Annotated in this window: 9 protein-coding genes; 2 read left to right on the top strand and 7 right to left on the bottom strand. The window is 62.7% G+C overall.

The annotated features are described in order from the left end of the window. Window positions 1–95: 95 nt before the first annotated feature. Window positions 96–416 carry a 2Fe-2S iron-sulfur cluster-binding protein gene (locus V9T28_RS07255; RefSeq protein WP_116398351.1) on the bottom strand — a complete coding sequence of 107 codons (321 nt, stop codon included), beginning with the start codon at window positions 414–416 and terminating at the stop codon, window positions 96–98. 313 nt (window positions 417–729) lie between these two features. On the opposite strand from V9T28_RS07255, the gene V9T28_RS07250 reads away from it, so the two are divergent. Together V9T28_RS07250 and V9T28_RS07245 are read left to right on the top strand one after the other, a co-directional pair. Beyond that, on the top strand, window positions 730–7,461 hold the full coding sequence (locus tag V9T28_RS07250; RefSeq protein ID WP_116398350.1) for an apolipoprotein A-IV repeat region-like domain-containing protein: 6,732 nt from the start codon (window positions 730–732) through the stop codon (window positions 7,459–7,461). A 113-nt stretch (window positions 7,462–7,574) separates the two neighbouring features. Further along, complete coding sequence (locus tag V9T28_RS07245; RefSeq protein WP_245423791.1) at window positions 7,575–8,891, top strand: bifunctional folylpolyglutamate synthase/dihydrofolate synthase; 1,317 nt, start codon at window positions 7,575–7,577, stop codon at window positions 8,889–8,891. Here V9T28_RS07245 and V9T28_RS07240 read toward each other — a convergent pair. The 6 genes from V9T28_RS07240 to V9T28_RS07215 form a co-directional block, all read right to left on the bottom strand. After that, window positions 8,866–9,471 (bottom strand): ABC-type transport auxiliary lipoprotein family protein, encoded by a 606-nt coding sequence (locus V9T28_RS07240; protein ID WP_116398349.1) that lies wholly within the window; start codon window positions 9,469–9,471, stop codon window positions 8,866–8,868. The genes V9T28_RS07245 and V9T28_RS07240 overlap by 26 nt on opposite strands. A gap of 94 nt (window positions 9,472–9,565) precedes the next feature. Then, window positions 9,566–10,417 carry an MlaD family protein gene (locus tag V9T28_RS07235; protein ID WP_158554652.1) on the bottom strand — a complete coding sequence of 284 codons (852 nt, stop codon included), beginning with the start codon at window positions 10,415–10,417 and terminating at the stop codon, window positions 9,566–9,568. Window positions 10,418–10,658: 241 nt separating this feature from the next. After that, window positions 10,659–11,480, bottom strand: a complete 822-nt coding sequence (locus tag V9T28_RS07230) for an ABC transporter ATP-binding protein (protein ID WP_116398347.1) — start codon at window positions 11,478–11,480, stop codon at window positions 10,659–10,661. A 7-nt stretch (window positions 11,481–11,487) separates the two neighbouring features. Then, window positions 11,488–12,621, bottom strand: coding sequence for an ABC transporter permease (locus tag V9T28_RS07225; RefSeq protein WP_116398346.1), 1,134 nt, complete (start codon window positions 12,619–12,621; stop codon window positions 11,488–11,490). Between the two features lie 152 nt (window positions 12,622–12,773). Beyond that, window positions 12,774–14,195 carry an MFS transporter gene (locus V9T28_RS07220; RefSeq protein ID WP_116398345.1) on the bottom strand — a complete coding sequence of 474 codons (1,422 nt, stop codon included), beginning with the start codon at window positions 14,193–14,195 and terminating at the stop codon, window positions 12,774–12,776. A gap of 333 nt (window positions 14,196–14,528) precedes the next feature. Next, the gene (locus V9T28_RS07215; RefSeq protein ID WP_199499908.1) at window positions 14,529–15,734 is read right to left on the bottom strand and encodes an MFS transporter; all 1,206 of its coding nucleotides are present in this window, start codon (window positions 15,732–15,734) and stop codon (window positions 14,529–14,531) included. Window positions 15,735–15,843: the final 109 nt, after the last annotated feature.

The following is a 15,843-nucleotide window of genomic DNA, read 5'->3' as shown; positions in this document are numbered from 1 at the left end:
TTCAACATATTGTATATGTTAATAAGTAGTGGCGGGCCATGACGTGACCCGCTCCAATGCAATGCATGCATCACTTGCAGAAACCTGCTGGTCGCTTACCCCTGCTTTTCCGGCGTCGTCACCACCAGCCCATCGAGCGCAGACGTCACGCGGATTTGACAGGACAGGCGCGAATTCGGGCGCACATCGAAGGCAAAATCGAGCATGTCCTCTTCCATCTGCTCGGGCTTGCCGACCTTGTCGAGCCAAGCCTCGTCTACATAGACATGGCAAGTCGCGCAGGCGCAGGCGCCGCCGCACTCCGCATCGATCCCCGGAACGCCATTTTTCAGCGCGGTTTCCATAACGGTCGAGCGGTCTTCGGCCGAAACCGTGCGGGACGTACCTTTGGCGTCGATATAAGTGATGTTGATCATGTCAGGAGGTTCCGGGGTGAGAGACTAATCTGGGGATATATAGCTGCGCATATATAGATGGACACGCGCCTCGTAAAACACATTGTGCCTGAAGCAACCCGCTTTTGCGCCGGAATCCTTGACTAAAGCGCCGTCCGTTAACGACGTTTTACATTGACCGGGGGGATAGGTTTCCATGCAGCGCCGTCGGGGTTAAGATAACGATTGATTAACCTTTGGCAGTCTGCGCCAGGCCATGTCCATAAAAAAGGCGTGAATTTGGTGGCATGCGACCGGGGGGTGCGTTTTTAGTTCTGAGTCTGTGAGGCAACCGATGGCCAATAATGTCAAGCTTCAGGATCCGGCAGCCGCCGCTTTGTCGGCGATCGAGGAGGCCTTGAACTTAGGCGGCCTTGCTGCCGAACCTAAAGCCGAGGAGACGGCGGCGCCAAAGGCGCCGGCCGTCGCCATCAGCCCGCCGCAGTCGGCGAAGCCAGCCACGAAGCTACCGGAAGTCGACGACAAAAAGATCTTCCCCGTGCCGGTCAAGCCGGCGGCACCCGCCGCATCGGAGCAGAAGACCCCGGACCCCGCGCCTAAACCGGCATCGACGCCAGCGCCGGCCAATCCGCGCTCCGCGACGCGTGCGCAAACCACGCCGGCCAATGACGACAAGCGCTCGGTCGGCCAGGTGCTGCAAGCCTTGCAGGCGCGCCCCAGCCGTGCGCCCTATGCCGTTGCCGCTCTGCTCAGCCTGATCTGGCTCGGCCTCTGCGCAGCCTATGTATATTTCAACTGGTGGAGCGATATGCTTGCAAGCGGCCGCGAATTCTGGACGCGCCCGCAGACGAGCCTCGGCCTCATCCTCGCGGTAGGACCCGTCATCCTGATGATGACGATCGCGGCCCTCACCCGGCGCAGCCAGGAAATGCGCCTGACGGCGCGTTCGATGACGCAAGTGGCCATGCGGCTCGTCGAGCCGGAAAATATCGCCTCCGAGCAGGTCATCAATCTGTCGCAAGCCATCCGCCGCGAAGTCGCCTCGATGGGCGACGGGATCGAGCGCGCTTTGGCGCGCGCCGGCGAATTGGAAACCTTGGTCCGCAACGAGGTCGCCAATCTCGAGCGCTCCTATACCGATAACGAACGGCGCATCCGCTCGCTGATTGACGAACTGTCGAACGAGCGCGAATCCATCGTGATGAACGCCGACCGCGTCCGTACCGCCATGTCCGGCGCGCACGAGAATCTCGCCAAGGAACTGGAAGACATCAGCGCACGCCTGGCGGAAAACGTCAGCAGCGCAGGCTCGCGCGTGACTTCGTCGCTCGGTGCCAAGGGCGAGGAAATCGCTTTCGCGCTCGGCGCGACCGGCGATCAACTGGTGCAGCGGATCACCGGCAAGGGCTCCGACATTGTCGGCATGCTCAATCAAACCGGCGACGACGTCACCAACAAGCTCTCGCAAGCCTCCGACGCCGTGGCGCAAACATTGGGCGAGCGCATCGCCCACGTCGATCAACGCCTGAAGGCTACCGGCGAGGCGCTGGTGACCGATCTTGGTATTCGCGGCAACGAAGTGGCGCAGCGTCTGGACGAGACCGGCGGCCGCGTCGCCAACATCATTTCCTCGCGCGGCGATACGCTTTCCGCGCGCCTCACCGAAACCGGCGACCGTATGCACGAAACCATCACCGTGCACGGCGCCGCCCTCGCCCAGCGCCTGGACGAGACCGGTGCGCGCATCAGCGAGAACATCGGCCGCCAGACGGAGCAATCGCAAAAGACGTTCGACGAATCGAGCGCACGTCTCACGCAGATGATCGACGACCGCCACCGGGTCGTGCAGGACGAACTCGTCCGTCATTCCGACGAGTTGCATCAGCGCTTCGCGCAGAGCTCGGACGAATTCCTGTCGGGCATCGACCGTCACGCCGAGATGCTGCACACGAATTTCTCGCAAGCCGCGGACGCGAATTTGCAAGCCTTGCATGCGCACGGCGACGCGTTCCAGGCACATTTCAACGATGCGTCGAACAATCACCTCAACATGCTCAGCGAGCGCACCAGCCAGTTGCGCGACGGGTTGAGCGACACCGCGCAGCAAGCTGTGCGCGACATTGCGGCGCAGAGCGACTCGTTCCAGAACGCATTCAGCGATGCGTCGAACGCCCACCTCAATGCGTTTGTCGACCGCACCAATACGCTGCGTGACGGCCTGGTCGACGCCGCGCGCGACGCCGTGCGGGATATTACGGCACAGGGCGATCTCATCAATCAGAGCTTTGCCGACACGACGCAGAACAGCCTCGTGCGCTTCCAGGAGCAGAGCGACGATCTGCATAGCCGCTTGCGCGAGACGACCGATCATCACGTCACCACCTTCTCCGAACATGCGCAGAACCTGCGCGACAGCCTCGCCAATACGGCGCAGGATGCCGTTTCGGCCATCGCGCAGCAGGGTGCGACGCTGAACCGCACCTTCGCAGACACCGCCCAGCAGAATGTGGCGGCGCTGAAAGATCAGGCCGACGCGCTCGACACCAATTTGCGCTCGACACACGCCGATTTGCGCGCGATGAGCGATACGCATCTTGCCGGTATCGCCGCGCAAACGGACATGTTGCGCACGGGCCTTGCCGCGACTGCCGAGGAAGCGGTCAGCTCCATCGCCGCGCAGAATGTTTCGCTCAACGCGGCCTTCGCCCGTACGGCGCAATCCGGCCTCGATGGGTTCAAGCGTCAGAGCGAGGCGTTCAGCACCCTCTTCGAGGATACGACGCAGGGGCATCTGGCGGGCTTCACCACGCAAACCAACAAACTGCATGACCGGTTCGCGACGACGGCGAGCGAGGCCGTCATGGCGATGGGCATGCACGGCGATCGCATCAACGAGACGCTCGTAGACCGCCTCAACGGGTTCGAAGAAGCGATCCTGCTGCGCAGCAACGTCGCGACCGCGCATATTGCCGAAGAGGCAGCGCGCATGGATCAGCAATTGTCCGGACATGTCGAAACGATGACGAGCCACGCCAATCGTTTGACGACGCAAATCGAGAACCAGCTCAACGGGCTGCAGGATTCCTTCGTCTCACATGGCGATGCCCTCCATGCGAAACTTGGCGAACGGGTCGATCAGGCCAATACCGCCTTTGCCGGCCGCCTCGACGAATTCAATCAGCGCACCTCGGGCAAAGCGGAAGAGATCGCCCGCTCGCTCGATACAATCATCGGCCGCATCGAAACGGGCCTCGACGCCCGCAGCCGCGGCCTCAACGAGACGCTGGCGCAGCGTGTGCTCGAGATCGCCAGAGTGCTCGGCGACGGCGGCCGCGAGGTCACCCGCTCGCTCGACGAGAAGGCCAAGGAGATCGACGGTATCTTGCTCGCGCGCTCGACTTTGCTCAGCGACACGCTTTCCTCCAAGGCGCAGGAGATCAATTCGACGCTGGGCGGCCGCGCCGCGGAGATCGCCGACACGCTCGACGGCCGCATCGCGCGCTTCGAAGAACGCGTCGTCGGTCGCCTCGACAGCGTGTCGAGCGAACTGGACGAACGCGGACGCGCCGTTGCCGACAATCTGGTGGCACGGGCGCACGAGGTCAACGACCTGCTCGACGGCCATACCAACTCTATCAACGACGCGTTCGGCGCCCATATTGGCGCGCTGAACGACGCGCTCGGTGCTCGTCATCAGGACGTGCAGAAGGCTTTGGGCGATAATCTCAACGCGATCCAGACGACCTTCGACGGCCACTCCGCACGACTTGCCGATGCGCTCGACGCCCGCGCTCAGCACATTCAAAAGTCGATCGACGATGTGCAGGGCGCGTTCGACGATCAGAGCCACCGCCTCGACGAGAGGCTCGGTTCGCGGATCGCCGACATTCAGAATGCCCTCACCGAGGTCAACGACGCTTTCGATGGCCATACCGGCCGCCTCGGTCAGGCGCTGCAGGCCCATGTCGCCGATGTGCAGACCAATCTCAGCACCATGCAAACGGCGGTGGATGGCCAGGCAGACCGGCTGAGCAATTCGCTGAATGCCCGCGTCGGCGATATTCAATACGCGCTCGACAATGTGCGCCACATCTTCGACGGCCAAACGGCGCATATCAACGAGACGCTCGGCACGCGTATCCAGGACATGCAGAATGTCCTCGGCCAAGTTCACGAAACCTTCGACGGTCAAGCGGCTCAGATCAACGAAGCGCTCGGCGCCCGTGTCCAGGACATGCAGAATGTCCTTGGCCAGGTGCACGGAACCTTCGACGGTCAGGCGGCTCAGATCAATGAGGCGATCGGCGCCCGCGTCCAAGACATGCAGAATGTCCTTGGCCAGGTGCACGGAGCCTTCGACGGTCAGGCGGCTCAGATCAACGAGGCGATTGGCGCCCGTGTCCAGGACATGCAGAATGTCCTCGGCCAAGTGCACGAAACCTTCGACGGTCATGCCGTCCGGCTCAACGCAACACTCGGCAACCGTGTGTTGGACATGCAAAAGGTCCTGGGTCAGGCGAACGACACGTTCGACGGCCATACGGCGCGGCTCAACGCAACGCTCGACAGCCGCGTGCTTGATCTGCAGAATGCCCTCGGCCAGGTGGAAGAAACCTTCAACGGCCGCACGGCGCATCTCAACGAGACGATCGGCACCCGCTTGCGCGACTTGCAAGGCACGCTCGATCACGTGCACGCTGCCTTCGACGGCCGCGCGGAGCAGCTCAATGATGTCTTCGGCGGCCGTGTCGAGGATCTGCAACGCACGCTCAACCAAGTGCACGAAGCCTTCGACGAGCACACCACGCGGCTCAACGACACGTTCGGCGCACGGCTTGACGACGTGCAGACGGCGCTGGGCCATGTGCATGGCACATTCGACGATCGCACCGCGCATCTTGCTGACGCCCTCGGCACGCGGATTACCGACATTCAGAATGTCCTCGAACAGGTGCACGGCACCTTCGACGGGCATGCCGAACGGCTCAGCGACGCGCTCGGCGCCCGCGTGCAGGACGTGCAAAGCATTCTGGACCAGGTCAACACGACGTTCGACGGCCATACGAGCCAGCTCAACAGCGCGCTTACCGGACGTCTCGACGACCTGCAGAACGTGCTCGGCCAGATTCGCGACACGTTCGACGGTCAGACGGCCCAGTTCAACGAAGCGCTGGGCACGCGCGTCCACGACCTGCAGAATGTGCTCGGCGATGTGCACAATGCCTTCGGCCAGCAAACGGATCGCCTGCACGAGGACCTTGCCGCGCGCCTGCACGATGTGCAGAACGTGCTCGGCTCGGTCAACAATGCGTTCGACGACCATACCAACCGCCTGCAAGACACCTTGGATGCCCGCACCAAGCAGATCCAGGATACGCTCGACGCGCGGACTGGCGCGCTGCAAGAAAATCTTGCCGGCCACATCGCCGAATTCGAAACGCTGTTCGGCACGCGCGGCGACAATCTCGTCACGCTGCTCTCTGCCAAGGGCCAGGAGGTCGCGCAAGAGGTCGCCAAGGTCGGCGACGCGGTCACGCGTGCGATCGAAAACCGCGGCCGCTCGATCGTCGAGCATCTGCGCCAACGCCAGAGCGAATTCACGCTCGCGCTCGACCAATCGACCGGCGAACTGCGCCATACAATCGACGCGCATGCGAACGATTCGCTCGGCGCCCTCACCGGCGCGCATGACAAGTTGCGCGACGAAATGAGCGCAGTGCTTGACCAGCTCGGTGCGACCAACGTCTCGCTGCAAAACATCATCGACACTGCTGGCGACCGCCTGACTGCCGTCGACACTCACCTCAGCGCCCGCGTCGAGGATTTGCAGCGCGCGCTCGGCAGCATCCAGGACGAAGTCTATGCGCTCAACAACGCATCGGGTTCGACGCTGGACAATGCCTCCGAGCTCGCCAACAAGCTCAACGGCCACGTCCAATCTCTGCGTCTGGTCTCCGATCAGCTCGCCCAGACCCATGGCGATGTGGACGGTGCGCTCGAAGCACGCCGCCAGCAGCTCGAGACGCTCGGCAACGACATCAATCGCCGCGCCGAAGACTTCGAGACGGCGATGCAATCGTTCAGCGGCCGAATGGAAGAATCCTTCCGCAATGCCGAGGCGCGCGCCCGCGAGATCGGCGCCTTCCTCACCGACGCGTCGCAGCAGTCGACGGGGCTGATCGCCAGCCACTTCGACAATATCCGCAGCACGACGGGCAAGGAGCGCGACCGCACCGCGCAAGCGATGCGCGCCGCTTACGACCAGGCAATCGGCGAGATGAATGATCTGTTCGCCAAGGCCACCGAACGGTTCCAATCGAGTGCCGAGGACATGCGCGGCGTCGCCCGCACGATCCAGACCGAGCTCGACGCGACGCGCGAGGAATTGCGCCGCGGCACGGTGGAACTGCCGCGAGAAACCGCAGAGCAGGCCAATGCCATGCGCAAGGTCGTGGCCGACCAGATCAAGGCGCTGAACGAGCTGTCGACCATCGTGTCACGCTCGGGCCGCAGCTTCGACGTCTCGGCCATCGCGGCCAACCCCACCCGCGCGCAGGCCCCTGCGGCCGACGCTGCGACGCCGCGCCGGTCGGAGTCCCGCGCCATCACGCCGGTGCGGCCGAACCCTCCGGTAGCGCCGGTTGACCGTGGTCCGGGTTGGTTGTCGAACCTGCTCGCCCGCGCCTCCGACGATCCGGCTCCCGTGGTGGAAGCCGAGGTGCCGGCGCCCCAGCTCGACACGATCTCGCTCGATATTGCGAAGATGATCGATCAGGCTGCGGCAAGCTCGGCTTGGGATCGTTACCGCCGTGGCGACCGGCGTGCCTTCGGCCGTCACCTCTATACGACCCAGGGCCAGCAGACCTTCGAGGAAATCCGCCGCCGTTACAGCGACGACGAAGGGTTCCACGCGACGGTTGACCATTATTGCCAGGAGTTCGAGCGCCTGCTGAACCAAGTCGGCCGCGAAGACCGCGACGGCAGCCGCACCCGCAGCTACCTGACGTCGGAAACCGGCAAAGTCTACACGATGCTGGCGCACGCCTCGGGCCGCTTCGACGGCTAACACCTGAGCCTTCTTCCGCAGCACGAACCGGGGATCCCCGGTTCGTGCATTTTTGATACGCGGCGCGAGCTTGCTCGCGCCGCCTGCGGGAGAAGGGAATTTTTGAGTCTTCCATGACCTCCCTCCCCGCGATCCTCGCCGAACTCGACGCCCTCACCAACTGGGAGAACCGGCCGCGCACCGATATGCGCGTGTCGCTTGCCCCGATGCGCGACCTCATGGCGCGGCTTGGCAATCCGCATCGAACTTTTCGCGCGGTGCATGTGACCGGCACAAAGGGCAAGGGCTCGGTCTGCGCACTCGTCGCCGCCGGCTTGCGGCGCGCTGGCTTTCACGTCGGACGCTACGGCTCGCCGCATCTGGAACATGTTACCGAGCGGGTGCATGTGAACGGCGCGCCGGTGGCCGACGAAACGCTGGCACACGCCCTCGCCCACGCGCTTGACGCCTATAAAGCGGCGCGCGCGAGCGGCACCGACGGTGGCAATGCCTCGTGGTTCGACCTGCTCACCGCCGGTGCATTCTTGATCTTCCGCGACGCCGGAATTGCCTGGGCCGCCATCGAAGTCGGACTGGGTGGCCGATACGATTCGACCAATGTGGTTGAGGGCGAGGTGGCCGTCGTCACCAATGTCGAACTTGAACATACGGAAGTGCTCGGCAAGACGCGCGAGGCCATCGCCTATGAGAAAATCGGCATCCTGAAGCCCGGCGCGGTTTTGGTGACGCCGCTCGGGCTGGAGGATGCCGCCGGCCGCATTCTGGCCGAACAGGCCGATCTGCTGCATGCCCGCATCGAGCGCGTCGCCCTCGCCGCAGACGCCAGCATCGCCGAGCGCAATCTCGCGGTCGCGGCGCGCGTTCTCGATGTGATCGGCGCGTCCACCCCCGGCGTCGGCGCGGCCCTGCTCGATCCGCCGACCCAAGCTATGGCGCGCCTACCTGGCCGGATGGAGCACGTGACGCACGATGGCCTGCAACTGGTTTTGGACGGCGCGCACGTACCCTTCAACATCGCGCAGGTGTTACGGGACCTGGCACAAGACACGGCCCTGCACGGCCCCTGTATCGCCGTCCTGGCGCTTGGCGCCGATAAGGACGCCGCCGGCTTTTTGCGTGAATTGAGCGGCAAGGTCGCACATCTGATCGTCACCGAAGCCGAGAAGAAGGTCCGCATGTATCCGGCTTCCGACCTTGCCGCTCTGGCGCAAAGCGCCGGGCTCGATACCGAAATCGCGCCGACGCTCGAGGCTGCTATGGAGCGCGCTTATGCCGGTGCCGGGGCGCGCGGCGGCTGGGTTTTGGTGACGGGATCACTTTACTTGGTGGGTGCCGTGCGGACACTGGCCGCGCGAGCGTCCCAGTCGCAGGCAGGCGGTTCTTTAAGCGCGCCGGACCACGCGCCTACCCCCGCCCCGCGGTCCAGGTGACGATTTCGCCCATCACGCGGCCCAATGCCGCGTCCAGCGCGGTGGTGGCCGCAACACCGTCCGCGGCGCTCGCGGGCACGCGGGCGGTGAAGATCCTGGCGGCCGCGACCCGGCCGCTGGCGTCCTGCACCAATTTGGCGGCGATTTCGACAACCGCCTGACCGCTTTGCACATCGATTTCGAAGCTGCGGATTTCCGTGGTCAGATCGTAATCGGCGGAAGAACGATCGCCGGGCCGGCCGACCGCCTTCAGCGCCCGGGCGTTTTCAAAGCTCTGGATGAGACGCGTCTGTACCAGCGCAGGCAGCCGCGCCGACCATTTGGCGCCGCCCAGATACGCAAGTGTTTCAGGTTGCGGGCGCACCAGAACGCGGTCGCTGTCGAGCGCCGTGCTCGCCACCGGCTCAGTCACGATGATCTGGCCGTGCACGCCGCGCACCGGCCGCGGCGCGCTGGCGATCGCGGTCAGGTCGTAGGTTTGGAGCGGTGCGCCGGAGCTGCACGCGCTCAGACTCAAAATGGCCGCGAACAGGCTTGGCAGGAAGGCGCGACGAGCAATGTCTTGTGTCAAAAATGCCATAAAGTCCTCAAGTCATCGCTCTAACATTGTCATCCTCGCGTGAACGAGGATGACAACCTGGTTCGTCAAAGTCAAAAAACAACAGCCATCGAGTCTATCTGCCCGGTGCATATTCAGGAATAGTCGTCTTGGCGCCAAAGAGGAATTGTTGCGGATTTTGGTTGATCGACTGGATCACTCTGTTCAATTCACCGAGCGAGCGGCGCGCGTCGCTGGCGAGCGCCTCATATTCGTGCGCGGTCGGCCCGGCAATGTGGTTGACACTGGCCGTGATTTCCTTGGTGCGCTGGTCGAGATTGTCGGCCAGTTTGCGGAAGGATTGCGCGGCGGCGCGCACATCGTCGACAATCCCCTTCCCCGCTTCGCCATTGCCGCCGATCACATCCTGCGCGCTTGCAATCAATTGATCGAGCTTGGTCGCGGTGGCATTCAGCTTGGCAGACAGATCGGAGGCGTTTTTCAATATCTGATCGATGTTGTCCTTGTTGTCCTTCAGGTTACCGGTAACGACACGCACATTGTCCAGAGTTTGATTAATATTGTCGCCGTTCTGCGACAAAGTGTCGGTGAATGCTTCGACATGCTGCAACGTATTATGGATGGAATCGCGGTTGTCGTCGATAAGCTTGTTGGCATTGTCGAGCAGCGTGTCGGACTTTTTGCTTAGGTTCTGCACGGCCTCCAGCAGGTTCTGCAGGTCGGACTGGTCGGCTTCAATTGTGGGCAATTCTTCGCCTGGTTGCGCTTTCAAATCCTCCGCCCTCGGGCTGCCGCCCGTCAGGGCAAGAGAGGCGATGCCCGTCAGGCCTTGCGACTCCAGCTTGGCGTGGGTATTCGTTTTCACCGGCGTCCGCTGGCTAACCCGGATGGTGGCCTCGATACGCCTCGGATCCGCCTCCATCAAATCAATCTCGGTGACCTCGCCCACTGGCAAGCCGTTGAACAAGACTTGCGAGCCGCGTGACAGGCCAGAAACCGATCCCTTGAAAATGACGAGATAAGCCTTCTGGTTCGCTTGCTTGTTGCCGCCAGAAAACCAAAAGATGAATGCAAAGGCCGACGCAATCACAATGAGGGTGAATGCCCCGATCAGAGCGTAATTCGCTCTTGTCTCCATCGTGTCGGTCCAGCTCCATTCAAGTCAGCGGCAAAACTATTGCCGAATTTGGCTTTTTTGCGCAAGCGAGTCAGGCGGTCGAGCCCGTCTGGGTATGGCCATAAGCCGCATTGCGCGCCCTAACCCCATGAAAATACGATTGTAACCAGGGGTGCTGCGATTGCAGCATCACATCCATGGGCCCCGCCGCGATCACCTTTTTGTCGGCGAGCGCGGCAATTCGGTCACAGATCGCGTACAGCGAGTCGAGATCGTGGGTCACCATGAAAACGGTGAGGCCGAGCGTTTGCTGCAGCGTGCGGATGAGTTCATCGAATTCCGCCGCGCCGATCGGGTCAAGGCCGGATGTCGGCTCGTCGAGAAACACGATTTCCGGGTCGAGCGCCAAGGCGCGGGCGAGCGCGGCGCGTTTGATCATGCCACCGGACAGTTCGGAGGGGTATTTGTCGGCGGCGTCGGCGGGCAGGCCGGTCAGCTCGATTTTCAAGAGCGCCAGTTCATCCAGCATGCGCTGCGACAGGTCCAGATATTCGCGCATCGGCATCTGCACGTTCTGTTTCACGGTGAGGCTGGAGAACAGTGCGCCCTGCTGGAACAAGACACCCCAGCGACGCTCCATGGCGCGGCGCTCGGACGGGGAGATGTGATCCAAATTCTTGCCGAAGACCTCGATCGTGCCGCTGCGCTTCTTGATGAGGCCGAGGATCGTGCGGGTGAGCACCGATTTGCCCGTTCCGGAGCCGCCGACGAACCCCAACACTTCGCCCCGGTACACGTCGAGGTCAAGGCCATTCATGATGATCTTCGGACCGAAGCCGACGACGAGATTGCGCACACGAATGGCGACGTCGCGCGCTTCCTGGGGTTGTTGCGGATGGTTCGGCTCGCTCATACCCGGCTCAATACCTGATTGCGGCGAAAAACATGGCGAACAAGCCGTCGACCACGATCACCATGAAAATCGATTTGACCACCGAGGCGGTCACCTGCCGGCCGAGCGATTCAGCCGAGCCCTGCACCGCAAGGCCTTCCACCGCCGATATGAGCCCGATCACCAGCGCCATGAACGGCGCCTTGATGATGCCGGCGAGGAAGGTGTTGAGCGCAATGGCCTGCTGCAGACGGCTCGCAAAAACATCCGGCCCGATGCCGCCGTAAAACCACACGACCAACAAGCCGCCGAAAATCGCCGCCATGTCGGCAAGAAAGGTCAGCATCGGCAGGCTGATCATCAGCGCCACCACCCGCGGCACGACCAAAACCTCGACCGGATCGAGCCCCATCACCTGCAGCGCGTCCACCTCTTCGCGCATTTTCATGGAGCCGACTTCCGCCGTGATCGCCGAGCCCGTGCGGCCCGCCATCATGATCGAGGTCAGCAGCACGCCAAGTTCGCGGCATATCAGAATGCCGATGAGATCGACGGTGAAGATCGTCGCGCCATATTTCGACGATTGGAAAATGCCCTGCTGTGCCACGATGCAGCCGACGAGGAAATTGATCAGAACGATGATCGGCACCGAATGAAAGGCGAAGCTTTCAACGTGATAGACCAGCGGCGTCATGCGGAAGCGCAGCGGATTGAACACCATCTTGAACAAGGACGCCGCGACCTGTCCGAGAAACGCTTGGCCATTGTAGAGATCCTTGGCCGATATGACGACGGCCGCGCCGATATCGGCGAGAATCGTAACCAGATGATTGCCATGTGGCGGCGGCGGCGCGGGCTGCACATCGTGCTGGCTCACCTCGTCGAGCAATTGCGCATATTCGCGCCGCGCATTGACGAAGGTGACCGTGCCGCCGCCGACGGCGAATTGCCGATGGGCTCGCTCGATCACCCATGCGCCGGCCATGTCGAGATGCTCGATGCCCGACAGATCGAGGGTGACATGCGGCATATTGGCTGCAGCCTGTACCAAATGGCGCGACACTGTCTCGATTTGCTTGGCCGCAGCGGCAACCCATGCGCCAGACAGAGTCAGATAGGAAGCATCTCGCGCATCAACCGAAAAGCTGGGAGCACCCTCCATAAAGCCTCAACGCATTTCCGGCCTGAATCGACCTGCCCTTAGCTTAACGGCGCGCGGAAGCCATGTCGAGAGAAGGCATTAAGACGGAAAAAAGCGGCCACGATCCCCGGGGTTCCTGGCCCAATTGACCCCTCTTCGTTCGAATTGTCCGATCAGGCCTTGCGTGACGGCATGAAGACCAAAGCGATGGCCGCCGCCGCAAGCCCGGCCGCACAGGCGATCAATAGGGCCACGCGCATCCCGGCCACCGATGTATCGCCTGCAGCGACCCCAAAGACGGCAACACCAACCGCGCCGCCGGTCTGGCGCAAGGCGTTCAACACGCCGGAGGCGATGCCGGCATTGGCACGCTCCACGGTTCCAACGAGCGCGGCGATCATCGGCGGCACAACAAACGCCGTGCCGCTGCCCATCAGCAACAATGTCCACCAGAGATCCGCATAGTGCGCCTGCGGGCCGATCTGCCAGGCAAAGGCGCCATAACCGAGCGATGCCATGACGAAACCGATAACGATCGGCAGCCGTGTGCCAGTATGGGCCGCCATACGGCCGACGAGGACGTTGATGATTGCGATCAGCCCGGTCATCGGCACGAAGGCGAGCCCAGTATCGAGCGCCGACATTCCAAGTTGATTGCGGAAATAAAGGCTCAGAATGAAGGTCGTGCCGTAATAGGCGGCATTGTTGACGCAACCGATGAGCGTCGCAGCGGCAAAGACAGGGTGGCGGAACAATTGCAAGGGCAGCATCGGCGCGTGCCCGTGCATCTCCACCATGAGGAAAGCGGCGGTCGCCAGAACGAAAACCGTCAAACCGACGAGAATGGCCGGGTTTGTCCAGCCGAGCGGAGCACCCTCGATAATCGTCGCCGTCAGGGCGATCAGCAGGACGATCGCAAGGATCTGGCCCAACAAATCGAGCGACCGGCCCCTGTGCCCCTCGACCGGCACGGTGAATCGCGCGGTCAGCGCCAACGCAAACAGGCCCACAGGCAGATTGACGAGAAAAATACTGCGCCAACCGAACGCGCTGAGCAACAGGCCGCCGACGACAGGCCCGCCGGCCATGGCAAGCCCGCCCGCGGCGCCCCAGATGCCGATGGCGCGGGCCCGTTCGCCCGGATGCGGATAGGCGTGAACGATCAGCGCCAGCGATGTCGGCAGCAACAGCGCCGCTCCCGCCCCCTGCAGCGCCCGCGCCGCCACGAGGACCAAGCCGGACGGCGCGAGCCCGCAAACAACCGAGGCAAGAACGAACAGCCAAAGGCCTGCAGTATAGATCCTTTTGGCGCCAAATCGGTCGCCCAGCGCCCCGCCGGTCAGCAGGAACCCGGCAAAAGCCAGCGTATAGCTGTTCACCACCCATTGCAGGCCGGACACATTTCCCGGGGTCAAGCTCCGGATCTGATCGAGCGCGACGGTCACGATCATGACGTCGAGCTGCACCATGCACACGCCAAAGCTTACCGCGACGAGGCTGGCAGCCCGTTCAAACGCCCCGGATTGGCGAATGGGAAAGCTCGTGCTGATCGCCGCGGGAGCAGCGAGGCCCGCCTCGGGCCGAAGATTTGCCATGTGACAGCCTCATATCGTAGCCGAATCCGCCCTTGCCTGCGGGGCGGAGCGCACTCGCACCGCCCTCGGCAGGTCGCAACCAAGGCACTGCACAGCCACTTGCATGTTTGACGCGAAGCGGGATTGGCGGCGGGACCGGCAAGGGAATTGGTGCATCATCTCGCTGCGCCTGACCGATATCGAAACGTATTTCTCGGCCAGCCCAGCGTGATCCTGCGTTCCCATTCTAGATAGCGTGCGGGACAGATTCGGACAGCAGACTTGTCTCTGTTTAGGCCCTCATTTGCGTGAAGCAGCCATGCGCTGACCGATGCCGGTGCGTGCATCCGATGCTCATGCGCTCGTGCGCACCGATAATTTGGCATTCACCAGCACCGCCCCGACGAGCCCGCTAAGGCTGACCAGTGCCATCACCCAATAGGCCCGCTCGCCCAAACCCGCATAAAGCACGCCCGACAAAGCTGTCAGGGCAGCAAGACCGGCGGCGACTGCGGCCGAATACCAGCCCTGAACTCGCGCCGCGAGATCGGACGGCACGAAAAGCGACAACAGGAATTGCGTCGAGAAATGGGTGGCGCAGAAGGTGAGGCCATGCATCGCCTGCACGAAGATGAGCAGTGTGGCGGATGGATCGAAAGCCAGGCTCAGCCAGCGCATAGTCGCGGCAAAGCCGCCGCAGCCGAGCAAAATGCTGGCGCTCCATTGGCTGCGAATGAGTTTGCCGCCGAAAGCGAACATCATGATTTCGGTGATCACGCCCAGCGCCCAGAGCATGCCGACCTCCTGGCTCGGAATGCCGTTGGCGCCCCAATGTTTGGGGCCGAACGTATAGAGCAGCCCATGGCTCGCCTGGATCGCGGCCGAACTCGCGATGATGCCGAACACCAGCCAAGGACGGCCGATATACATCTGCGACTTCGTGCGCGCCGGGCGCAGCACCGCCTCCGGCGGTGCGACGCCCGAATATTCCCATGTGACGAAGGCGCCGATGATCGCGCCGGCGGCGATCATCCAGGAAACGCCGGTCACTGGAATGAATTGCAGCAGGCGCCCGGCCATGAGACTCGCCAGCACGAAAGCGATCGAGCCCCAAACGCGGATACGGCCATAATCGAGCCGCGGCCCCGTGGTGCGGCGAGATTCCTGCACGACGCGCAGCGTCAGCGCGTCGTTCAGCGATTGGATCGGTCCTTGAGCGATCGAGATCGCGGCAATGAGAAGGATGATGACGCCGAAGCCGTGGCCAAACCCAAGCGTCAGATAACCGGCCGCCGTCGCGATGGAACACAAGAGCAGAGCCAGGGCAACGCTCTTCTTGCGCTCCGCAAAAAGCGTGACGGGCGGTGTCGCCAAAATGCGCATGAGCAGCGGCGTCGCGATCACCAAACCGATCTGACCGTCGGTGAGGCCGCGCGCGCCAAGCCAGGCCGGCAAAAACGGTTGCGTGACTCCGGGCGCCAAAAACAGCGCAGCATAAAGCAGCGCCAGCAATTTTGCCGGCGGCAAGCCGTGTAAGAATGCTCCAGGGCGCAATTTCAATTGGGAATGTCGGCGAGACGAGATCGGTCAAGCCATAGGACAGGCATGTCGCATCGGCAATATGCCGACCTCTGCAAAGAATGCGCGCCAGCCCTTACAATTGCGCGAC

The sequence above is a fragment of the Methylovirgula sp. 4M-Z18 genome (assembly GCF_037890675.1).
In the GTDB taxonomy this organism is placed as follows: Bacteria; Pseudomonadota; Alphaproteobacteria; order Rhizobiales; family Beijerinckiaceae; genus 4M-Z18.
The sequence above is the reverse complement of the archived record's forward strand: the minus strand, read 5'-3'. Positions and strand labels throughout refer to the sequence as shown.

Bases quoted from the DNA above. Each gene is read 5' to 3' on its own strand.
- V9T28_RS07220 (WP_116398345.1), bottom strand. From the start codon at position 14,195: ATGGCAAATCTTCGGCCCGAGGCGGGCCTCGCTGCTCCCGCGGCGATC.
- V9T28_RS07245 (WP_245423791.1), top strand. From the start codon at position 7,575: ATGACCTCCCTCCCCGCGATCCTCGCCGAACTCGACGCCCTCACCAAC.
- V9T28_RS07240 (WP_116398349.1), bottom strand. From the start codon at position 9,471: ATGGCATTTTTGACACAAGACATTGCTCGTCGCGCCTTCCTGCCAAGC.
- V9T28_RS07250 (WP_116398350.1), top strand. From the start codon at position 730: ATGGCCAATAATGTCAAGCTTCAGGATCCGGCAGCCGCCGCTTTGTCG.
- V9T28_RS07230 (WP_116398347.1), bottom strand. From the start codon at position 11,480: ATGAGCGAGCCGAACCATCCGCAACAACCCCAGGAAGCGCGCGACGTC.
- V9T28_RS07255 (WP_116398351.1), bottom strand. From the start codon at position 416: ATGATCAACATCACTTATATCGACGCCAAAGGTACGTCCCGCACGGTT.
- V9T28_RS07225 (WP_116398346.1), bottom strand. From the start codon at position 12,621: ATGGAGGGTGCTCCCAGCTTTTCGGTTGATGCGCGAGATGCTTCCTAT.